The sequence below is a fragment of the Desulfovibrio sp. Huiquan2017 genome, assembly GCF_017351175.1.
Classification (GTDB): Bacteria; Desulfobacterota; Desulfovibrionia; order Desulfovibrionales; family Desulfovibrionaceae; genus Pseudodesulfovibrio.
The window spans coordinates 169,093-189,674 of sequence record NZ_JAFMPN010000009.1 but is presented as its reverse complement, the minus strand read 5'-3'; the positions used below and the strand labels follow the sequence as shown (position 1 = coordinate 189,674).

Here is a 20,582-nt window from a genome sequence, read left to right as displayed (position 1 = left end):
GGTCTTGCGGGAGGCACCGGGCTTCCACGCGGGGAACTCGGGAAAAGGCTAGGGCCGATGCGGCGTGCTGGGCAGGATGAGTCTGTTGTGAGACGGAAATATCCTTGCGGAGCCCGGAGGGGTTTGAGATACTGATTATTGCCCGGCACCATTGCAACACGGAAGGAGGGGTTGTGGCAAAGTTGAAGGCTGTCCCCAAAATCGTACCTATCCGGAATAAGGAAATCACTAAAGAGAAACTCGTCAAAGCCGTGGGGAAGGTCCTGGCCGAGGTCGGTTTTCAGCGGCTGGGCGTCAATCTGGTGGCCCGTGAGGCTGGGGTGGATAAGAAGTTGATCTACCGGTATTATCAGGGGTTGGAGGGCCTTGTGGCCGAGTACGGGCGGACTGTTGAGTTCTGGCCCACAGCCGAGGAATTGCTCGGCGAGGATGCGGAGCGTATTCGCGACATGGCACCGCACGAGCTTATGTCACAGTTCTTTAAGCGGTACCTGCGGGCCATTCTGCGCCGACCGCAAACATTGGAGATTCTGGCTTGGGAAGGCGTGGTGCGTAACGACCTGACGCGTGCTCTGGAAGAGGTCCGCGTGCGGACCGCATTGGAATTTTTCGAGTTGATGCAGACCGACCCGCCCGAGGAGGTGGACCTGACCGCACTGGTCATGATCCTGGCCGCCTCCGTTAACTTCCTGGCCGTGCGGTCGCGTATGCACCGCAACCTGGGCGGGGTGGATGTTCGTTCCGAGGCGGGGTGGAAGCGCATAGAGGATACCCTGGATCTGATGTTGGAGCGGACATTGAAGCAATGATGGAAGGCGGGTTTTCGCTCGAGCCTTTCTGTCGCATGGCGGTTGCTTTTTTTTCATGCGCCCGCTGCGGCATTTGGTTTTGACTCAGGTTTGTTCTTTTTCCCATAATTCCATGAAATATAATATAGCTCCATTCCGAAAGTGGAGCCCTATCCCCTATGGGGCCATGTGCTCCAGGGATCATTCCTATCTATTTCAGGAGGTTTCATGCCGTACAAAGTTGTGGTTACCGGGTATATTCTTCAGGAGGGCCTGGATTTACTTGAAGCGCGTTCCGATATCGAGGTCTTCAAGACGGACCGGTGGAGCCCGGAGTGGGGGGGGGGCGGGTCCTCCCGGAGGCGGACGCTCTTCTGGTTCGCAATCTTCCGATGCCAAGGGAACTCCTGGCATTGGCTCCCCGCTTGCGCGTGGTTTCGCAGTTCGGCGTGGGCTCGGATAAGGTGGACTGGCAATACCTCACAAGCCGGAACATTCCCCTGCTCATGACCACCGGGTCAAACTCGGTAGCGGTGGCGGAACATGCCGTCATGCTGATGATGGCCATGGCCAAGGATCTCGGCGCGGCCCAAAAAGCCGTGACCGATGATTGGCTGTGGCGTGACAAGCATACGGCGTTGAATTTGAACGGCCGGACCATGTTGGTGATCGGTTTCGGCAACAGCGGGCGGCTCATGGCCAAATTGTGCGTGGCCTTCGGCATGCGGGTTATCGCCTTCAGCCGTTCCTTGGACAAGAGTCCCATTCCCGGGGTGGAGTTGACCAAGGATTTCCGGGCCGCGCTGCCCGAAGCGGATTTCATTTCCCTACTTGTGCCCTACACACCGGAGACCCACCACATGCTTTCTTGGGAGGATATGCAGCGACTCAAGCCCGGAGCCTTTCTGATCAATGTTGGGCGGGGGAAGCTCCTGGACGAAACGGTAGTGCTTAAGGCTCTGGACCAGGGGTTCCTCGGCGGCGTCGGCCTCGATGTTTTTGAAACCGAGCCGCCAGCTCCCGATTCTCCCCTGTTGCGCCATCCTCGGTCTTTTTTTACGCCGCACATTGCTGGCATGACGTTGGAGAGCATGACGCAGATGAGCGTCATGTCGGCGCAGAACCTGCTGGACGCCCTTGACGGGAAAATCGACGATCGGATGGTTTTTAATAAGGATGTACTGCGCAAATAGCGAGATGTCCGCGCTTGATCGGGAAAAGGGAAGGGCGATGCCGGATTCTGTCGGCATCGCCCGTTTATTTTATTGAAATCTCAGGCTGCTTGGACGAGAGACAAGCGTCGTCGCGTTGTCGCGATCGTCTGCGGCTGGCGGCGGATCGCAAGGTCTTCCGCCTGAACGGCCTAGCTCTTCAATATGCTGCGGATCTTACGGAATTCCTCGGTGGAGATATCCCCTTCAGCGTACTTGCGCTTCAGGATTTCCATGGAATCTTCCCGGTCCCGCTTCGCGGCGGGGTCGGAAGTGGGCCTCTGGACGAGCCTGATGATCAGGAATACCAGCAAACCGAGGATGAGCAGTCCGAAAAGGGAGCTGAAGCCTCCCATGAACCAGCCTGCTCCCGAGCCGGTCATGAATCCCCACTGGCAGTGCGGCATGTCGCCTCCGTAAAGGTTGTTGGCGGGGGAAGCGGGGTTCCCCCGCCACACTGTGGATTTGATTGTTGTCTACTGCCAAGCGGGGCAGCCGAAGCCGTTGCCGTACCCGTAGCCCATCCTGCCGCCGCGCATGAAACCGTAGCCCATGCCGCCGTTCTGGGGCAGCCCCAAGGCCGTGGCCTTGTCCTGGATGGCGGCGGCGTTCTTGTCGATGTTTTCAGTCAGGGTGCGAACCCGCTTGGCATCCGGATTCTGTCCGGCCATGATTGCCGCGATCTCGGCCCGGTCGGCGCGAACGGACGCGCGCAAGTCAGTGGTGGCACTCAGGAAATCCTGATAAGCCTTTTGATCCACCTGGCTGGTGTAACCCCTGCCGCATCCGTTGCCCTGCCAGCCGTGCATGCCCCAGGCCATGGCGTTGGCGGAAAACAGAGCGACAACCGCAACAACCGCGAATGCCATAACAAACTTCTTCATGATAAAACCTCCTGAATGGTTTTGGTCGTGTTGATGCCTTCATTAAGGCAAAGGGCGTGCCAAGTTTGTTTGTATTCTCCAATAGTTTGATTTAATTAACAATATTGTTTTAATTTAAAAGATGGGGGGCGATTCAGTCTTGCCAAGAAGGGGGCTTGTGGTTAAATTTTAATCAGTTTTATTTTTGAACAGTCTAAAAATTAGTCACTCGCACCCGGCAGGTTGGGCATGCAGTTGAAAACGAAAATTCTTGGAAGTCCCGCATCCGTCTGGATGATCCTCGGCATGGCCTCCATCATGACTTTGGTGGTCGTGGTTTTGGCCGTGTTCAACTACAACCGCGAAGTGCGGTATATGGAGAAGGTGCTGGGCGAGAAGGGCGAGGCCCTCATCCGGTCTTTCGAGGCCGGGGCCAAGGTCGGCATGATGGGTGACTACGGGGCCGAGGACAGGCTTCAGGCTTTGATCGACGCGACCGCCGAACTGCCGGACATCCTCTATATCGTGCTTACCGACCGGGACGGTCGCATTCTCGCCCATAGCGATTCAAGCAAGATCGGGGGCACCTATCTTGGTGCGGCCCGCATCAAATCCTTGCGGCCGGCCCAAAAGGCGCGATCCGTCATCATGAAGGATGGCGGGGAGCCCGACTCCTTCGTCGTTTACAAGGAATTCGTTTCCTTGGGCCCCGGCGGTTCTCAGAAGATGCACAATATGATGCATCACATGAGGAGTAGGAGCGGACGTTGGGGGGCGATGCAGCGGCAGAGGTTTGCGTCCGGCGTGGTTGTGGAAAAACCGCTGATATTCATAGGCCTGGACATCGAACCCTTTGTGGAGGCCCGGCGGACCGACGTCCGGGTTATGATCACCACGTCGGCCGTCTTGTTGCTGGTGGGCCTGGGCTGCATGGTTTCCCTGTTCTGGGTTCAGGCATATCGCCGGTCCCGCGAGCAGTTGCGCGATACACAGACCTTTGCGGCGGAAATCGTCGCCAATCTGCCTATTGGCATGGTGGTCACCGGCCCGGACGGCGAAGTGACGCGCATCAACCGGGACGCGGCCGCGCTTCTGGGCATCCTGCCCGAGGAGGCTCTGGGGGGCGCTGCGCACGATGTGCTTCCCCCCGAGGTCGTCGCCCTGGCTGAGGAGTCCTCGAAAACGGGCGTTCCCGTGACTCGGGAGTTGCGGGTTCGCACCCCGGAGACGGAATTCCCCGCCAATGTCGGCGTCGCACCGGTGACCACGGACGGGGACGTCCATTTGGGCAACATTTTCATCCTCAGTGACTTGACCGAGATTCACCGGCTTCAGGTCGACGCGAAGCAGCGGGAGAAAATGGCGGCCATCGGCAATCTTGCGGCGGGTATCGCCCATGAAGTCCGTAATCCATTGAGCAGCATCAAGGGGTATGCGACCTATTTCGCCGGGTTGTTCGAGGAGGGCAGCGAGAACCGCAAGGCCGCCACGGTGATGATCGCCGAGACGGAACGGCTGAATCGGGTCATCTCCGAACTGCTGGATTTTTCCCGGCCTTCGGATTTCAAATTTCGGCAAGCGGATGTGGCCGTGATTTTGGATACCGTGTCGCGGTTGTTGCAACAGGATGCGGCGGGCCAGGGGGTTGCAGTTACGGTGGACGTGCCGCCGGACCTGCCTCCGGCCGAGATGGACCCCGATCGCATGATCCAGGCCCTGCTGAATCTCGGCATCAACGGCATTCAGGCCATGGAGTCCGGAGGGAAGCTGTTCCTGCGCGCTCGGCGTTCGGACGACGGCCTTGTGATGGAGGTCGAGGATACCGGGCCGGGCATACCCGAAGCGGTTCTGGAGACCATTTTCGATCCGTATTTCACGACCAAGAGCCAGGGGACCGGACTCGGCCTGGCCGTGGTCCGCAAAATCGTCGAAGGGCACGGCGGAAACATTCATGTCGCCTGCGCTGCGGGGCGGGGCGCTGCGTTCGCCATCACCCTGCCGCAGTCACATTAAGGAAAAGAGCAATGAAAACCAACATACTCGTCGTCGATGACGACAAGGGACATCTCTCCATGCTGGGGACCATCCTCGGCGGATGGGGGTATGACACCGATTCGGCTATGGACGGCGGTGAAGCTGTTTCGGCCGTGAAGGAGCGCCCCTACGACGCCGTGCTCATGGATGTCCGCATGGCCAAGGTCAGCGGGATTGAAGCGTTGGAGGAGATCAAGGCCTACAACCCCGCCATTCCGGTGTTGATCATGACGGCTTATTCCTCCGTTGATGCGGCGGTAGAGGCCATGAAGCTCGGGGCCTACGACTATCTGACCAAGCCGCTCAATTTCGACGAGCTCAAGTTGACCCTGGAACGCGCTCTGGAGCACAAGCGGCTCTCCGAGGAAAATCGCCACCTCAAGGAGGCCGTCTCCGCCGGGCAATCTTTGGCGGGCATCATCGGGACCAGCCCCGCCATGCGGGCGGTCGTTGAAATGGTCAAGGTGGTCGCCCCGACCGAGGCCACGGTGCTGATCACCGGGGAGTCCGGTACCGGCAAGGAGCTTGTCGCCCGAGCCATCCACGCCAACAGCGTTAGGAAAAAACAGCGGTTGGTGACCATCAATTGCGCCGCTCTTTCGGAAACCCTGTTGGAATCGGAACTCTTCGGGCATGAGAAAGGGGCCTTCACCGGCGCGGACAAGCGCCGTGACGGCCGGTTCATGCAGGCTAACAAGGGAACTATTTTCCTCGACGAGATAGGGGAGATATCCATGCCCATGCAGGCCAAGCTGCTTCGGGCGGTCCAGGAGCGGGAAATCCAACGGGTGGGGAGTGATTCGGTGCAGTCGGTGGACGTGCGCATCCTCGCCGCTACCAACAGGGACCTCAAGGCCGAAGTGGAGGCAGGCCGTTTCAGGGAGGATCTCTACTACCGGCTGCATGTCATGGCCCTGAAACTGCCCGCCCTGCGCGAGCGCGAGGACGACGTCCCGCTGCTGGCCAATTTCTTTCTCAAGCGGTTCGCGGAAAAGAATCGAAAGGCGGTCAAGGGATTCACGCCGTTGGCCATGGACATGCTCATCCATCATGCCTGGCCCGGGAATGTCCGCGAGTTGGAGAACACCATCGAGCGCGCGATCATCTTGTCCATGGGCGAATACATCACGGAAAAGGAGCTTCCCCCCGCCTTGGTCAGGCATTACGAGCAGGACGCTCCAGCCGAAACGGGGAATGGGCATCTCGGCGGGCAACCTCTGGAAGATGTCCAGAAGCTGGCCATTCTGGCGACCTTGGAACAGACCGGCGGGAACAAGAGCGAAGCGGCCAAGATCCTCGACATAACTCGGACAACGCTTAACAATAAATTGAAAAAATACGGGATGTAATCTCTATTCTTTGGAGGGGAGAACAGGACGTTTCCCCGGGCGCGCTGCGGCGTACGAGCGTCCTGTGGGATACAACCATTTTCCGCTCCGGAGGGGACATGAGTATTCGATATAACTTGCTGATCCTCCTCCTTTTCATTTCTCTGGTGCCGTTGCTGGGCATCGGGACGGTGGTGCGCCGGGATATCTTTCGCCTTGGGGCGAATCTCGCGAAACGCAGTGAAAACGTGCTCATCCACAAGGCGGACGACGGGCTGACGCCCATAGTAAGGGAGCGTGCGCAGGTGCCGGGACGGGAACGGCAACTGTTCGAATCGACCACGTTGTTTTACGACCCGGCGCTGGACCTGTTTGAGGAACTCGACGGGGACGGGTTTCCGTTGGGCGGTGTGAAGGATGGCGGTTTCGAGTTACGTGAACGGGCGAAGCCCTCTCCGGGGTCCGTCGTGGGCACGGAGACATCACCGCCGCGGTCGTGAAGATCGTCTAGGGCGGTTCTGGCGGCCCGCCTCGTGAGAGCTTTATGCAAAATGGAGTAGCGGCCTTGGCCGCTACTCCATTTTGCATTGGTATGGGGTGAACTAAGAAATTTATTCTTTCTTTGCGCTTCCACGTTTGGTCCAAAGCTTCATTTCCTTCATCTTCTTGCGCCGTTCGCGCTGCAAGGATTTGCACACCAGGGGAAGTTTCTTCTTGTAACCGTATTGTTCCCGATACTCTTCCGGGGTCAGGCCGTGTGTGGACAGATGTTTTTTGGTCAGCACCTTGAAGGATTTGCCGCAGGCGCAACAGAGGATGGATTTCTCCCGGATGGCTTTCTGAGGGTCCACAGCGGCGGGCGCGGCGCTATCGACGGTTTCGCCTTCGGCAATGGCTTTGATGCCGGCGGCCAGTTTCTGCACCATGGAAGTAATTTCTTCCTCGGTCATGGTTCGCACGCCTGCCTGCGCTTTCACGATTTCCAATGCTTCTTGCAAGTAATCTTCCATGAAGTTCTCCTTGTTGGTTCAATTATTTTGCTTTGTAGAGCCGAATCGGCTATTCAGCATTTAATGTTGTATTACTGAAGTGGTGCCGCAGCAACATCATATTCAACATACGGCGTCGGGTGTCAAGATATTTGGGGGAATGTGACATAAAGGAAGACCCCGGGCGGAAATGGATTCCATCGGTGCGGCGCGTGAGCGCGTCGGCCTTGATTCCTCCCGCAGGGTGCAGTATATGATAAAACGGTGAGGCGTTGATATTCAAGAAAGTACAATCATTGGAGAGAAAAATGAGTTCCGACGGGAATAAAATTCATAAGTTGGAAGCGGTTCACGCGGAAAAGGAAGACGCGGCACAGGCCGCTTCGGCCGCCGCCGGTGCTACCAGCCGGGACATGAGCAAGGTCGCTGTCATCGTTTCCCTGCTTGTGGTCGTCCTGTTGGTTATCTTCTTTTTCGGCATGAACCGGAATATCGCCGGATTGACCGAAGAGGTCAAGAGCCTGGGCGCGTTGCGCCAGGACGTCAGCCAGCTCGACGGGCGTATGGTCAAGATGGAGGAGGGGCTTCCGCTTCAGATGAAACGGTTGCTCGCGCTGGACATGGTCAACGAGATGGCCATGAAGTCCGCCTATCTTGGCAATACCCTCGATGATCAGGCGTTGCGGGACAAGATGCAGGGCATTCTCCAATCCCTCAAGGAAGTGCGCGGGGAACTGGAAAAGTAACGTTCCCACAGGAAATGACTCCTTTTCAAGGCGCGGCAACATGGTTGCCGCGCCTTTTTTGTGATTGGTGTATTGAACAGTACTGTTCTTCATTGTTTGAAATTAAGTTGACATAGCGGGATGATTTTGATTATGAACAATAAAACGATCAGTGATCAACAGGAAGGGGCGGGATGAACAAGCGATTTATCAGTTTGCGCGAAGTCGGAAGGCGGTTGGATATTCCGCCGTCCACTATCGTGTATTACAAGGATAAATTCGAGCGTTTCATCCCCTCTGAAGGTGGCGGAGGACGGCGCGCGCGGTACCCCGTCGAGGTCTTGGAAATCTTCAGGAGGATTCGAAAAATGTTCAACGACAATTGGTCAACTGAACAAATTGAACAGGAATTAGCACTTAAATTCGGTGTGTTAATGAATGATCAACAGCGTGATCAATCATTTGAACAATCAATCTCATCCGGCGCCGCACAGGATCTGGCCGGGGTGTTGTCCCGCATGTCCGATGTGCTGGACAATCAGTCCCTGTTTCGCAGCGAGATCCGTTCCTTGCGCGACGAAGTGGCCGCTCTCCGGGCCGAGCGCGAGGCCGAGGCGCTGAAGCGAGAGGCCGAGGCGTTGAAGCGGGAAGAGGCCGTCCGTTCGCTGCGCGAGGAGGTCGCCGTGCTCAAGCGTCGGTTGGCGGCCGGAAAGGGCGGCCAGGGCATCGACTTTCCGCCCGCCGAGTTCTTGTCCAGCCCGTTGGTCATCGCTTCCGGGGGCGAGTACCTCGGGGTGCAGGGCAAGGGCAAACATTTCTCCCTTGAGGACTTCGTCCAGCTCATCGAGCGTAAGGAGTCGACCTTCGTGGCGGTGGAGACGTCCTGGAAGCGGCAGGACGGCCACTGGGTGCTTGTGGTCCGTACCGAGGACGGGGAAAACGGCCGCGAACAGAATATCGTCCTGGTGGCCAAGAAGACCATCACGCCGAGCCGGAACACGGTCACGGAGATCATTCGCCTGAACATCGACGGCAACGATGCGCCCGATGCGTTGCTGCTCACGCTATTCCGCCAATTGAAGACGGTTTTCAACGGGTAACGGCCGTAATTGTTTTAATCTTCTTCTAGAAAAACTCTTGATTGATTCGGTCGTTTCCATTATATAGCTACTGCCAAATATACAATCAGGTACCAAGTTTCGCCGGTTCATTTGGAGGAGACGGTATGCCCCAGGTCGCTGCTAGAATTACCCAAGATCAGGAAAAGTGGCTCAAGGACTATTTCAAGACCAAGAGCGCCGGAGCCGAGTTCATCCTGCCTTGGGCCGTGGACGTCTTCTTCAAATCCATCCGCAACGTATCGAGCGATTTTTCCGTGGCCGAGCTGAAGACCATCCTTGAGTCCCACAAGGAAGTGAAGCTGCTGCCCAACCAGTCCAAGCAGGCGTACCTGCTGCTTCGGGTGGAGGAGGCGTGCGACGAGCACAGCGTCCACATCCAGCACGGCGCGAGCAAGTCCAATCTCGAGGTGAAGCTGCGTCGCCTGACCGACCTTCAGGCCACCGCTCTGATGATCTGGGCCACGGCTTACTGGGTCAGCAAGGCGTGGAATGGCGTTTCTATCGAAGATTACGTCAAGCTGTCCTGCGGTTGATCCGCGTCCCCCCGGGAATATAGTATCCCGTTTTCCTTGCTGCGATTGTCGGCTGCAGGTGTTCGCACCCGCCGATGATCGTTGTTTTTTTGGAGGTTGAACCATGGAACGACTCCCCTGTGTCCTGACCATTGCCGGGTCCGACTCCGGCGGTGGGGCGGGCATCCAGGCCGATCTCAAGACCATCACCATGCTTGGCGGGTACGGGGCCAGCGTGATCACGGCCCTGACGGCCCAGAACACCGCGGCCGTGACCGGCATCCACGCTCCGTCAGCCAAATTCGTGGCCCTGCAACTCAAGACCGTGCTCGACGACATCAAGGTCGATGCGGCCAAGACCGGCATACTTTTTTCCGCCCCGATCATCGAGGCTCTGGCCGGCATCCTGAAGAACAAGTCCTTTCCCCTGGTGGTAGATCCGGTCTGCGTGGCCACGTCCGGGGGAAAGCTCCTTCAGGACGGTGCGGTGGAGGCCATGGTGGACCGCATGTTTCCTCTGGCCGACCTGCTGACTCCGAATCTGCCGGAGACCGAGCTGTTCACCGGGTTGACGATCAAGACTCGGGAAGACATTTTTCTGGCCGGGAAGATGCTCCTCAAGATGGGGCCAAAGGCGGTGCTCATCAAGGGCGGGCATACTGATTCTCCGGCCGTGACCGACTGGTACATAACCTCCAGCGCCGAGCCCATCCCGTTCATGCAACGGCGGGTTGATACCGATTGCACCCACGGAACGGGCTGCACCCTGTCCGCGGCCATCGCCACAGGATTGGGGCGCGGCCTGGACATGGGCGCGGCCATCCTGCGCGGCCAGGAATACTTGAACCTGGCCCTGCGCGCCGGATACCGGATAGGGGCGGGCGGCGGCCCGGTCAACCATCTCGCGCCGTGGATCCAGGAACGGGCGCGGGCGGAGGCCCTGGCGGCCGTGGACGACCTTGGCCGCAGACTGACCGCCGCGACGGGGCTCGGCGCCATGCTGCCGCGCGGCCGAGCCGAACTGGCCGTGGCCGTGCCCTTTGCCGATTCCTTCGGTGACGTGGTCGGATTTTCCGGCGGTTTTGCGACCATGGCCCGGGGGCGGGTGGATGTGATCGGTTATCCCGAATTCGGACTGGCCGGACGTGCCGCCTCGCTGCTGTTATCCGTCCGGCGGGTGCGGCCCGACGTGCGGTGCGCCGTGACCCTGGGGGGAGGCGAGGCCGTGCGCGCGGCTCTGTCCGCTCTAAATATTGATATGGCCTACATGGACTGGGACGGGCGGCCGGAATATGTGGATGGTGCCGAGGGCGGCTTCGAGGACTGGGGCGGCCTTCAGGCGCTTCAGGGCCATGCGGCTTCGGAAACGGTCCGCGCTCTGGTCGATCCGGGCGGCATGGGCCGGGAAGCGGTGGTCTATGTGCTGGCCTCGGACCCGGCTGATTTGCCCGCCGTTCTGCGGCAAATCGCCGAGCAAATGGCGAAACTCCCCGGCGAAGTGTAGATTTCCGGGCCCGCAGCGGCTCTATAGGTTGACATATGCGTGATAGCTTGCTTAAACAGCACGTTCTTTTTGCGGGCGTGGCGGAATTGGTAAACGCGCCAGATTTAGGATCTGGTACCTCATGGTTTGGGGGTTCGAGTCCCTCCGCCCGCACCACAAAACGCCATATTTACGCGCCTGCCCAGGCGTTTGAGGAGGATACGTCTCATGGAATACAATGTTGAAGAACTTTCTCCGGTGAAACGCAAGATCACCGTTGAAGTTCCCGCCGAAGAGGTCAATGCCGCTCTCTCCGCCACCATCGCCCTGTACCGTGTGCAGGCCGACGTCAAGGGCTTCCGCAAGGGCAAGGTGCCGTCTTCGATCATCGAGTCCAAGTTCCGCAAGCAGGTCTACGGCGAAGCCACCACCGACCTGATCAACTACCAGATCAACGAAATCATGAGCGGTCTGTCCATGCAGCCCATGTCCCGCATCGACGTGGACGCCAAGGAGCTGGTCCGCGACGAGAATTTCACCTATTCCATCGAGTTCGAGGTCGCGCCCAAGCTCGACCTGCCCACGTACAAGGGGCTTGAAGTCGAGGAAGTGGACGTGGTCGTGTCCGATGACGAGGTTTCCGAGGTCGAGCAGCGTATCCTCGAAAACAACGCCGAGGTCAAGGTCATCGAGGACGTGCGTTCGCCCAAGGATGGCGAAGTCGCTTCCGTAAGCTTCGGCGCCTACCAGGGCGACGCCATCGTTGAGGGTATCCAGGCCGAGAACTTCGACCTGCTTCTGGGCCAGCATCAGGCTCTGCCCGAATTCGAGGATCTGATCAAGACCCTGACTCCGGGCGAGGGCGGCGAGACCGACATCACCTTCCCGGCCGACTTCATCAATGAAAATCTGGCTGGCAAGACCGTGACCATGAAGGCCAAGCTGCACGCGGTCAAGGAGCGCATCAAGCCCGAGATGACCGACACCGTGGCCCAGAAGGCCGGTTTCAAGGATGTCGAGACCATGCGCAAGGGCATTCGCGAATCCTATTCTTCCCAGCGCAAGCAGATGAACAAGGCCGCCGCCCAGAGCGAACTGCTCAAGGGCGTCATCGAAGGTATCGCCGAATTTCCGCTGCCGCCGTCCATGGTCGAGGATCGTATCGACCGTTTGCTCAAGGACCTGGAATACCGCCTGGACCGCCAGGGCAAGGGCTTCCAGTCTCTGGGCAAGACCCCCGAGGAGCTGCGTTCGGGCTTCCGTGAAGAGGCCGAAACCTCTGTCAAGACCGAGATCTTCCTGCTGGCCGTGGCCGCCGAGGAGAGCCTCGAAATCTCTCCTGAGGAGATCGAGGCCACCCTGTCCCAGTTGGCCATGCAGTCCCGTCAGCCCCTGCACGAACTGAAGAAGTACTATGAGGACAACAACCTCATCGTGCCTCTCAAGGACCGCCTGCTGTGCGACAAAGCCTCCGAGCTGATCTACGACGCCGCCGAGGTCAAGCTGATCGCCCCGCCCACCGCCGACAAGGCCGAGGCCGGTGACGGCGAGTCCTCCGGGGCCGCCAAGTCCGGCGGAATCCAGTTCAAGGACAAGGCCGAGGCCGTGGATTGGGCCGTGACCAACCTGGGCATCAAGGAGTCCACGGCCAAGAGCTATTCCCTGGCCAAGCTTCAGGAGCGTGCCGACAAGTTCGAGGAGGAACAGGCCTAGTCCTGTTTTTCGACGAAACCAGACATGCGGCGGTCCGGGAGCTTCCGGGCCGCCGCTTTTTTTCGGACCGCCCTTGACCTGGCTCCCCGGATGCCTATTTGGTTCCGGCAGCGGGATAAGTTTCCCCTTGTCCTCATAGGGGAAATATCTCATACTGAATGACGTAAAACTGAGTGGATATGGGTGTTATTCGCCCGATCAAGGGTGCGCGAGGGCTGAAGTTTTCCCTCCGGACATCCGATAAACCGCCCAAGAGCCCCCAAGGAGACATATATGGTCGCCATTCCGATGGTCATCGAAACAACCGGTCGTACGGAGCGCGCGTACGACATCTATTCCCGGCTTCTCAAAGACCGGATCATTCTGCTTGGCACCGCCATCGACGATCACGTGGCCAGCCTGATCTGCGCTCAACTCCTGTTTCTGGAGTCCGAGGACCCGGAAAAGGAAATCTACATGTACATCAATTCGCCCGGGGGCGTGGTCACCTCCGGCATGGCCATCTACGACACCATGCAGTACATCTCCGCGCCGGTGGCCACCCTGTGCCTGGGCCAGGCGGCCAGCATGGCCTCCCTGTTGCTCTGCGCAGGCGAGAAGGGCATGCGCTACGCCCTGCCGCACAGCCGCATCCTGATTCATCAACCGTTGGGCGGCGCCCAGGGCCAGGCCTCGGACATATCCATTCACGCCAAGGAAATCCTGCGCATGAAGGATGAGCTCAACGGCATCATGGCCCATCATACGGGCCAGTCCATAGAAAAAATTACCGCAGATACGGACCGCGATCATTTCATGTCGTCCGAGGAAGCCCGTGAATACGGTCTTATCGACAAGGTCATGAAGTCGAGGGCGGACGTGGACGAAAGCATCAAGGGTTAATCGCCATGACGACCGATAAAAAAAATAATTCATCCGATCTGTGCTGCTCGTTCTGCAGCAAGACCCAGGCGGAGGTGCAGCGGCTTATCGCCGGGCCCGACGTATACATTTGCGACGAGTGCGTCGCCCTGTGCAACGACATCATGGCCCAGGAGACCATCAGCGAGGAATTCGAGGACGGCCGCCTGCTTCCCCCGCAGGAGATCAAGGACCTGCTGGACCAGTACGTCATCGGCCAGGACCAGGCCAAGAAGATCCTGTCCGTGGCCGTGCACAACCACTACAAGCGCGTTTTCTACGCTGCGGCCAATACGGGCGACGACGTGGAGATCGACAAGTCCAACATCCTGCTCATCGGTCCCACCGGCTCGGGCAAGACGCTCCTGGCCCAGACCCTGGCCCGGGTGCTCAAGGTTCCGTTCGCCATCGCGGACGCCACCACCCTGACCGAGGCCGGCTACGTGGGCGAGGACGTGGAAAACATCCTGGTGCAACTGCTTCAGAATGCGGACTATGACATCGACGCGGCTTCGCGCGGAATCATCTACATTGATGAGATCGACAAGGTGTCCCGCAAGGGCGACTCCCCGTCCATCACCCGCGATGTGTCCGGCGAGGGCGTGCAGCAGGCCCTGCTCAAGATCATTGAGGGCACCGAGGCCAACATCCCGCCCAAGGGCGGGCGCAAGCACCCCCAGCAGGAGTTCATCCGCATGGACACCTCGAACATCCTGTTCATCCTGGGCGGCGCCTTCATCGGCCTGGACAAGATCGTCCAGCAGCGCAAGCAGGGCTCCGGCCTGGGCTTCGGCGCCAAGGTCGAGGCCAAGAAGGAGATGGGACTGGGAGAGCTGTTCAGTATGGCCGAGCCCATGGACCTGATCAAGTTCGGCCTGATCCCCGAGTTCGTCGGCCGCATCCCGGTGCAGACCGCTCTGGAGGAGCTGACCGAGGACGATCTGGTGCGTATCCTGACCGAGCCCAAGAATGCGCTGATCAAGCAGTATCGCAAGCTGTTCGAGCTGGACAAGGTGGAGTTGACCTTCACCGAGAATGCCCTTCGGGCCATCGCCAAGAGGGCCATCAAGCGCAAAACCGGCGCGCGCGGTCTGCGCAACGTGCTGGAGAAGAGCATGCTCGACATCATGTACAAGCTGCCTGCCATGCCCGATGTGCGCGAGTGCGTAATCAACACGGCCGTGGTCGAGAAGGACATGGACCCGCTTCTGATGTATCACCAGGAAGTGAAGTCTGCCTAGACGGCTTCGGATTGACTTTCCGCCCGCGGGCCTTACTTGTTTTCATCGGCGGTATGTCCCCTCTGCGCAGGGGGGAACCGCCTTATTCTAACCCTCGGAGGAATCAATGCCGACCTTCAGCTTTGACGGCAAGAAATCCCCTGATCCCATGACTCTCCCGATGATGTCGCTGAGGGAAGTGGTGATGTTTCCGAAATCCATCGTCCCGCTCTTCGTGGGGCGCGAAGCCTCCATCAAGGCCATAGAGACCGCGGTCGCCGACTACGGCAAGCAGATATTCCTGGTCACCCAGAAATCTCCGGAAAAGGAGCACCCCGAAGCGGGTGATCTCTACCGGATCGGAACGGTCAGCAAGATTCTGCAGATGTTGCGGCTGCCTGACGGCACCATCAAGGTGCTCTTTGAGGGAGTGTCGCGCGCGACCTGGGACCCGAACGAGGACATGATTCCCTACGCCGAAGAGGGAGGGGACTATCCCAAGGCCCGTTTCCGCGTGCTGGAAGACTCCGACCGGGAGACGGCCGAAGGCAAAGCTCTCATTCGTGCGGTCCAGGACTCCCTTGAGGAATTCGGCAAGGTCAATAAGAAGGTGGCCCCCGAGGCCATCCTGGCCATGTCCACCATCAAGGATGCGGGCCAATTGGCCGACCAGATCATGCCCCACCTCAAGATCGACTTCTCGCGCAAGCAGGAAATCCTTGAGGAACTGGATCCCAACCGCCGCCTTGAGCGCGTCTACGAACTGCTGCTCGGCGAAATCGAGATCGTCTCCATCGAGAAGCGCGTCAAGGGGCGCGTCAAGGATCAGATGGAGAAGAACCAGCGGGAATACTATCTCAACGAGCAGGTCAAGGCCATCAACAAGGAGATGGGCCGCGACGACGATCCGCAGGCCGAGGCGCAGGAGCTGGAGGCCCAGCTGGACGCCAAGCCCATGTCCGACGAGAACCGTGAGCGCGTCCGCAAGGAAATCAAGAAAATGCGGACCATGCAGTCGTCCAGCGCGGAGTACACCGTGGTCCGCAACTACATCGACTGGGTGCTCGACCTGCCTTGGGACAATCTTAAGGACGACCGCGACGTGGACATCGCCCGGGCCCGCTCCATCCTCGACGAGGATCATTACGGCCTGGAGAAGCCCAAGGAGCGCATTCTCGAATATTTGGCGGTGCAGACCCTGGTGGAGACCATGAAAGGTCCCATTCTCTGCTTCGTCGGCCCTCCGGGCGTGGGCAAGACGTCCATCGCCCGGTCCATCGCCCGGTCCATGGACCGTGAGTTCCTGCGGCTGTCCCTGGGCGGCGTGCGAGACGAGGCCGAGATTCGCGGCCACCGGCGGACCTATGTGGGGGCCATGCCCGGCAAGATCATTCAGTCGCTGAAAAGGGTGAAATTCAACAATCCGGTTATCTGCCTGGATGAGGTGGACAAGATGTCCGCCGATTTCCGGGGCGACCCGTCGGCGGCCCTGCTCGAAGTCCTGGACCCGGAGCAGAACTACGCCTTTAACGATCACTATCTGGATCTGGACTACGACCTGTCCAAGGTGTTCTTCATCACCACGGCCAACAGCCTGGAAGGCATTCCGCTGCCGTTGCAGGATCGTATGGAGATCATCCGGCTGCCCGGCTATCTGGAGACCGAGAAGGTGGAGATCGCCAAGGGATTTCTGGTCCCCAAGCAGATCAAGCAGCACGGGTTGAAGCCCGAGAACCTGAAGATCTCGGACAACGCCATCCTGGATGTGGTTCGCTACTACACCAAGGAGGCGGGCGTGCGTAACCTGGAACGCGAGATCGCCTCCATCTGCCGCAAGTCCGCCATGCGCATCGTGGAGGATCACGACCGCGAAAAGATTATCCAGGTTTCCAAGCAGAGCCTGCAAAAGATCCTTGGCGTGACCAAGTACTCCTACGGTGAACGTGAGGAAGAGCCCCAGGTGGGCGTGTGCAACGGCCTGGCCTGGACCCAGCTCGGCGGCGAGATGCTCCTGGTGGAAGTGGTCCTCATGCCCGGCAAGGGCAAGGTGGAGATCACCGGTAAGCTCGGCGACGTCATGCAGGAGTCTGCGCGGGCGGCCGTGTCCTACATCCGCTCCCGGTCCGACCTGCTGGGCTTGAAGCCGGACTTCTACAAGCTGGTGGACATCCATATCCACGTGCCGGACGGCGCCACCCCCAAGGACGGCCCATCGGCGGGGGTGACCCTGACCACGGCGCTTATCTCCGCGCTCCTGAATATTCCGGTGCGCAACGATCTGGCCATGACCGGCGAGATCACCCTGCGCGGCCGGGTGCTGCCCATCGGCGGATTGCGGGAGAAGCTCCTGGCGGCCCATCGCGGCTTGATCAAGACCGTGCTTATCCCGTGGGAGAACGAGAAGAACCTTCAGGATGTGCCCAAGGATATCCTCAAGGACCTGGAAGTGATTCCGGTTAAGACCATGGACCAGGTCATCGACAAGGCCTTGGCGGGCAACTCCCGAAACGTCTGGGTACGCAATCACGGCGAGGCGCCCATCGCCGCCTGCCTCCTCAAGGAGGAGTTTCAGCGGCCCGCCCGCCAGTAGGGTTTCCATAACGATTCGACAAACGAACGCCCGACGGTCTTGCCGTCGGGCGTTTTTCGTGTAGGCTTGGGGAAACCTGGAGGTTTTCATGAGCGAACTGACGAGACGGGAACGCGCCTTGGGAGCGATCGTGGGCATGTACGTGGGCGATGCTTTGGGGTTGGGACCGCACTGGTATTACGATCTGGACGAACTGCGCGTCGATTACGGCGACTGGATCACCGACTATCGGCCCCCCAAGCCGGGACGTTACCACGACGGCTGCCTGGCGGGCGACGTGTCCCAGACCGGACAGGTGTCCCTGCTTCTGCTGGCTTCCCTGGCGGAGAAGGGCGGATACGACGAAGCCGATTTTACGGCCCGGCTGGACGGTTTTCTCGATACCTTGGACGGCACGCCTCAGGGTGGGCGGTATACGGATATCGCCATGCGGGAGGTTTGGCGGGCGCGCCGGGACGGGGTGCCGTGGTCCGAGGCCGCCGGGCTGTCCGATTCGGGCGAGGCCGCTGTGCGCGGGGTCATGCTCGCCGCACGTTACGCCGACGACCCACGCGGGCTGGCCGTCCATGCCATGGCCAACATCCGGCTGACCCATGCGGAGCCGTTCGTGGCCGCGCAGTCCCTGGCCTTCATCCTGGCCGTGTGCCGCCTGATTCGGGGCAAGACGCTGGAAAAGTCCGGCAAGTCGCTTATGGGATGGGCCCAGAAAGAAGTGGACCGGGCGCTCATCGACGTCTTTCTTCAGCCCGGCCTGGTCCATGAAGCGGCGGTCGATCCGGATATTCTGGTGGACCCGCCGGAACGTATCGCCCAGGTCTACGGTCTGGCCTGCCAACTCGGTTTCATGGTTCCGGCGGCCTATTGGCTGTCCAGCCGGTTTCCCGATTTCGAGACCGCCGTGCTCACGGCCGTTAACGGCGGCGGCAACAACATGGCCCGCGCCTGTCTGACGGGAGCGCTCTCCGGGGCGCTGAATGGCATCGGGGGCATACCGCAACGATTCATCGACGGGTTGCGCGACCGGGATGAAATCCTGGCGCACGCGGAAACGGTGGTTGCGGCTCTGGACTAGTATTTACTGCGGGAGGTGGACAGGGACGGGTCGGACAAGGCCAGGGCACCGATGGAGGTGAACAGGGCATTGTTGCGCAGCATCTGCATGCCCGGATTGTCGTTTTCGGAAGCCAGGGACTTGTTGCTGCGCTCTGCTTCCTTGGGGTCGATGCCCTTGAGCTGATACTTTTTTTCCTGTTCCTCCTCTTTCTTCTTGTCGGTCTTGCCGGGCAGTTTGGCGGCCATGTCGGCAAGGCTGGACTGGATTTTCACGCCGGTAATCTTCTCCAGTTCCTTTTCAATCGCGCGGATGCGGTCCTTCTGTTCGTCCGTGGGATTGCCCTCGACCATGGTCAGGAGCTGGGCCAGGAGATTTTGCAGGAACTGTACCCGTTGTTCTTCCTTGGGTGAAAGCTTCTTTTGAAAGACGAAGGGGGAACCCGTGGCTTTGGTTTTGTCCACGGTTTCGGTTTCCTCGTTCACAGGGGTGATCGTCTGCGATCGGGTAAGCAGCCGGGTGGCTGTGGTGGAGTCTGGCCGGGTAGTCAGGGCGGTGGATACTTGCATGCTATCTCCCAGGGGGAAAGGTTTGCCTCCCTGGGAACTATGCAGGAATTGTTCCGGTAAAAAAGTTCCCGAAAACGAAGCGGCCCGCATGATGCGGGCCGCCTTTTCATTGGTATTACCGGAGTTTTGAAGTGATGTTGTGCTTGATCCATGTCCCGTCCCACCATTCGATGGGTTGGGTGGGGATGCCGCCCACGGTGATGCCGTAGTGCAGGTGGTCGCCGCCCGCCAGCCCGGTGGCCCCGGTGTGGGCGATGATCTGGCCCTTGGTGACCATGTCGCCGGGATGCACGGCTATGGACGACAGATGGGCGTAGAGGGATTGCAGTCCCAGACCGTGGTCCAGGACGACCACGTTGCCGTAGATGCCCAGGAAGTCGGCGTAGACCACACGGCCGTCGTTGCCCGCCGGGACCGGAGCGTGCTGGACGCTGGCCAGGTCCAGGCCGAGGTGGGTCTGGAAGTCCACTTTCTTGCCCTTGTACATATAGTCGCGAGCGTCGGCGAAGCGGGCCCGGTTGGCCGCGTTGGGCAGGCGCACGAACGGGCCGGACCAGAGCATGGTCGGGCTGGTCTGGTGGCTGAATTCCACCAGCTTGGCCCGGTTCTCCTTGCGGATGATGTTGTTGATGTACAGGTATTGGGCGAGCAGACTGCCCCGGTTGGGGATCAGGCCCTGGAATTCGGGGATGGTCTGCTCCATGAAGCTATCGGACAGGGATATCTTGTCATGCCGGAAGGCGCGTGGATTGGTATGATAGCTGAACGAACGTTTGGCGCTGTTCCCGGCCGCATCCGAGGCGGTGATGAACGGCTGGAAGTCCTTGACTGAGACGTCCCAGGGGTGGGCGAACAGGCAGTAGTAGAGGAACTTGCCGGGATGTCCGGGCTGGAGATGGGCCGGGAAGAACCGCTCGCCCACCTGGATGCCCGTGCTGGCCGCTTCTTCGCTCAGGGCGTAGACCATCAGCCCGGCCCCGCCTTGGTTCAGATTGTTGACCGGGGATTCCACATAGATTCGCGGCGGAGTCAGGTCCAAGGAGTAGGTCTTGGCCGCCTTGGTCGCGCCCGCCGCGCCGAAGGGATAGAGGGATGCGTCCTGGGCCGTGGCCTCAATGGAGAACTCGCCCTCGGCGAGGGGGGTGGCATCCAGGACGATGTCCTCCTGGACCTGCATGATGCCGCCGGGATAGGTCTTGGCGACCAGGGGGGTGCGTTTGCCGCCTTGGACGGCGTAGACCTCCAGGGACTTCAGACCGCTGCCGTCATCGTCCACCTTGACGGTCAAGACGGATCCCTTGCCCAGTTGGTCCGCGTCGGGCGAGATGGTCACCACCGGGGGCGTAGTGTCGCGGAAAATCATGAATACCCCGGCGCACAGGGCCAAGAGGATGATGATGGTGAGCAGTCCCCCCAGGGGGAGCTTGCCGCCGCTTTTCTTTTTATTCAGGCTGGTCTCGTTGTTCATGGTACTTCCTATGTGAT

General features: G+C 59.6%; 19 protein-coding genes, 1 tRNA gene and 1 pseudogene. 16 read left to right on the top strand and 5 right to left on the bottom strand.

Features of this window, described 5'->3' with window-relative positions; genetic code table 11:
• The first annotated feature begins 173 nt into the window (after positions 1-173).
• Together J0909_RS09475 and J0909_RS09470 are read left to right on the top strand one after the other, a co-directional pair.
• On the top strand, positions 174-809 hold the full coding sequence (locus J0909_RS09475; RefSeq protein WP_207262335.1) for a TetR/AcrR family transcriptional regulator: 636 nt from the start codon (positions 174-176) through the stop codon (positions 807-809).
• A gap of 302 nt (positions 810-1,111) precedes the next feature.
• The gene (locus J0909_RS09470) at positions 1,112-1,981 is read left to right on the top strand and encodes an NAD(P)-dependent oxidoreductase (protein ID WP_353616754.1); all 870 of its coding nucleotides are present in this window, start codon (positions 1,112-1,114) and stop codon (positions 1,979-1,981) included.
• A gap of 170 nt (positions 1,982-2,151) precedes the next feature.
• Here J0909_RS09470 and J0909_RS09465 read toward each other — a convergent pair whose 3' ends face one another.
• Positions 2,152-2,406, bottom strand: a complete 255-nt coding sequence (locus J0909_RS09465; RefSeq protein ID WP_207262333.1) for an SHOCT domain-containing protein — start codon at positions 2,404-2,406, stop codon at positions 2,152-2,154.
• Between the two features lie 69 nt (positions 2,407-2,475).
• Complete coding sequence (locus tag J0909_RS09460) at positions 2,476-2,883, bottom strand: zinc resistance protein (RefSeq protein WP_207262332.1); 408 nt, start codon at positions 2,881-2,883, stop codon at positions 2,476-2,478.
• 228 nt (positions 2,884-3,111) lie between these two features.
• Here J0909_RS09460 and J0909_RS09455 point away from each other — a divergent pair, with 228 nt between their 5' ends.
• The 3 genes from J0909_RS09455 to J0909_RS09445 all read left to right on the top strand — a co-directional run bounded on the left by J0909_RS09455 (position 3,112) and on the right by J0909_RS09445 (position 6,724).
• On the top strand, positions 3,112-4,875 hold the full coding sequence (locus tag J0909_RS09455) for an ATP-binding protein (RefSeq protein ID WP_207262331.1): 1,764 nt from the start codon (positions 3,112-3,114) through the stop codon (positions 4,873-4,875).
• Positions 4,876-4,886: 11 nt separating this feature from the next.
• Positions 4,887-6,245, top strand: coding sequence for a sigma 54-interacting transcriptional regulator (locus J0909_RS09450; protein ID WP_207262329.1), 1,359 nt, complete (start codon positions 4,887-4,889; stop codon positions 6,243-6,245).
• A 98-nt stretch (positions 6,246-6,343) separates the two neighbouring features.
• Entirely contained in the window at positions 6,344-6,724 is a 381-nt protein-coding gene (locus J0909_RS09445) for a hypothetical protein (protein WP_207262327.1), read from the top strand.
• A 111-nt stretch (positions 6,725-6,835) separates the two neighbouring features.
• On the opposite strand, the gene J0909_RS09440 is transcribed toward J0909_RS09445, so the two are convergent.
• A complete protein-coding gene (locus J0909_RS09440) occupies positions 6,836-7,234 on the bottom strand; it encodes a Ros/MucR family transcriptional regulator (protein ID WP_207262325.1) in 399 nt (132 codons plus the stop codon).
• A 287-nt stretch (positions 7,235-7,521) separates the two neighbouring features.
• Between J0909_RS09440 and J0909_RS09435 the strand changes: the two genes are divergently transcribed.
• The 11 genes and pseudogenes from J0909_RS09435 (at position 7,522) to J0909_RS09390 (ending at position 18,549) form a co-directional block, all read left to right on the top strand.
• A complete protein-coding gene (locus J0909_RS09435; protein WP_207262323.1) occupies positions 7,522-7,959 on the top strand; it encodes a hypothetical protein in 438 nt (145 codons plus the stop codon).
• A gap of 173 nt (positions 7,960-8,132) precedes the next feature.
• Positions 8,133-8,339 (top strand): annotated as a pseudogene (locus tag J0909_RS18400) (MerR family transcriptional regulator); the annotation flags it as partial.
• A 117-nt stretch (positions 8,340-8,456) separates the two neighbouring features.
• Complete coding sequence (locus J0909_RS18395) at positions 8,457-9,038, top strand: MerR family transcriptional regulator (protein WP_286181930.1); 582 nt, start codon at positions 8,457-8,459, stop codon at positions 9,036-9,038.
• Positions 9,039-9,163: 125 nt separating this feature from the next.
• Entirely contained in the window at positions 9,164-9,592 is a 429-nt protein-coding gene (locus J0909_RS09425; protein ID WP_207262319.1) for a hypothetical protein, read from the top strand.
• A 103-nt stretch (positions 9,593-9,695) separates the two neighbouring features.
• Complete coding sequence (thiD, locus tag J0909_RS09420) at positions 9,696-11,075, top strand: bifunctional hydroxymethylpyrimidine kinase/phosphomethylpyrimidine kinase (RefSeq protein WP_207262317.1); 1,380 nt, start codon at positions 9,696-9,698, stop codon at positions 11,073-11,075.
• Positions 11,076-11,146: 71 nt separating this feature from the next.
• A tRNA-Leu gene (locus J0909_RS09415) sits at positions 11,147-11,231 on the top strand.
• A gap of 51 nt (positions 11,232-11,282) precedes the next feature.
• Complete coding sequence (gene tig / locus J0909_RS09410) at positions 11,283-12,767, top strand: trigger factor (RefSeq protein WP_207262314.1); 1,485 nt, start codon at positions 11,283-11,285, stop codon at positions 12,765-12,767.
• A 273-nt stretch (positions 12,768-13,040) separates the two neighbouring features.
• The gene (gene clpP / locus J0909_RS09405; RefSeq protein ID WP_207262312.1) at positions 13,041-13,649 is read left to right on the top strand and encodes an ATP-dependent Clp endopeptidase proteolytic subunit ClpP; all 609 of its coding nucleotides are present in this window, start codon (positions 13,041-13,043) and stop codon (positions 13,647-13,649) included.
• A gap of 5 nt (positions 13,650-13,654) precedes the next feature.
• Complete coding sequence (gene clpX, locus J0909_RS09400) at positions 13,655-14,908, top strand: ATP-dependent Clp protease ATP-binding subunit ClpX (RefSeq protein WP_207262310.1); 1,254 nt, start codon at positions 13,655-13,657, stop codon at positions 14,906-14,908.
• A 106-nt stretch (positions 14,909-15,014) separates the two neighbouring features.
• The gene (gene lon, locus J0909_RS09395) at positions 15,015-17,477 is read left to right on the top strand and encodes an endopeptidase La (protein WP_207262308.1); all 2,463 of its coding nucleotides are present in this window, start codon (positions 15,015-15,017) and stop codon (positions 17,475-17,477) included.
• Positions 17,478-17,565: 88 nt separating this feature from the next.
• Complete coding sequence (locus J0909_RS09390; RefSeq protein WP_207262306.1) at positions 17,566-18,549, top strand: ADP-ribosylglycohydrolase family protein; 984 nt, start codon at positions 17,566-17,568, stop codon at positions 18,547-18,549.
• Here the strand turns inward: J0909_RS09390 and J0909_RS09385 are convergent.
• A complete protein-coding gene (locus J0909_RS09385) occupies positions 18,546-19,097 on the bottom strand; it encodes a hypothetical protein (RefSeq protein WP_207262304.1) in 552 nt (183 codons plus the stop codon). The genes J0909_RS09390 and J0909_RS09385 overlap by 4 nt on opposite strands.
• A gap of 115 nt (positions 19,098-19,212) precedes the next feature.
• Positions 19,213-20,565: a M23 family metallopeptidase gene (locus tag J0909_RS09380; RefSeq protein WP_207262302.1), complete on the bottom strand. Its 1,353-nt coding sequence runs from the start codon at positions 20,563-20,565 to the stop codon at positions 19,213-19,215.
• Positions 20,566-20,582: the final 17 nt, after the last annotated feature.

Bases quoted from the DNA above. Each gene is read 5' to 3' on its own strand.
- J0909_RS09425 (WP_207262319.1), top strand. From the start codon at position 9,164: ATGCCCCAGGTCGCTGCTAGAATTACCCAAGATCAGGAAAAGTGGCTC.
- J0909_RS09455 (WP_207262331.1), top strand. From the start codon at position 3,112: ATGCAGTTGAAAACGAAAATTCTTGGAAGTCCCGCATCCGTCTGGATG.
- J0909_RS09445 (WP_207262327.1), top strand. From the start codon at position 6,344: ATGAGTATTCGATATAACTTGCTGATCCTCCTCCTTTTCATTTCTCTG.
- J0909_RS09385 (WP_207262304.1), bottom strand. From the start codon at position 19,097: ATGCAAGTATCCACCGCCCTGACTACCCGGCCAGACTCCACCACAGCC.
- lon (WP_207262308.1), top strand. From the start codon at position 15,015: ATGCCGACCTTCAGCTTTGACGGCAAGAAATCCCCTGATCCCATGACT.
- J0909_RS09465 (WP_207262333.1), bottom strand. From the start codon at position 2,406: ATGCCGCACTGCCAGTGGGGATTCATGACCGGCTCGGGAGCAGGCTGG.
- J0909_RS09380 (WP_207262302.1), bottom strand. From the start codon at position 20,565: ATGAACAACGAGACCAGCCTGAATAAAAAGAAAAGCGGCGGCAAGCTC.
- J0909_RS09440 (WP_207262325.1), bottom strand. From the start codon at position 7,234: ATGGAAGATTACTTGCAAGAAGCATTGGAAATCGTGAAAGCGCAGGCA.
- J0909_RS09460 (WP_207262332.1), bottom strand. From the start codon at position 2,883: ATGAAGAAGTTTGTTATGGCATTCGCGGTTGTTGCGGTTGTCGCTCTG.
- J0909_RS09435 (WP_207262323.1), top strand. From the start codon at position 7,522: ATGAGTTCCGACGGGAATAAAATTCATAAGTTGGAAGCGGTTCACGCG.
- clpP (WP_207262312.1), top strand. From the start codon at position 13,041: ATGGTCGCCATTCCGATGGTCATCGAAACAACCGGTCGTACGGAGCGC.
- clpX (WP_207262310.1), top strand. From the start codon at position 13,655: ATGACGACCGATAAAAAAAATAATTCATCCGATCTGTGCTGCTCGTTC.
- tig (WP_207262314.1), top strand. From the start codon at position 11,283: ATGGAATACAATGTTGAAGAACTTTCTCCGGTGAAACGCAAGATCACC.
- J0909_RS09390 (WP_207262306.1), top strand. From the start codon at position 17,566: ATGAGCGAACTGACGAGACGGGAACGCGCCTTGGGAGCGATCGTGGGC.
- J0909_RS18395 (WP_286181930.1), top strand. From the start codon at position 8,457: ATGTCCGATGTGCTGGACAATCAGTCCCTGTTTCGCAGCGAGATCCGT.
- J0909_RS09450 (WP_207262329.1), top strand. From the start codon at position 4,887: ATGAAAACCAACATACTCGTCGTCGATGACGACAAGGGACATCTCTCC.
- thiD (WP_207262317.1), top strand. From the start codon at position 9,696: ATGGAACGACTCCCCTGTGTCCTGACCATTGCCGGGTCCGACTCCGGC.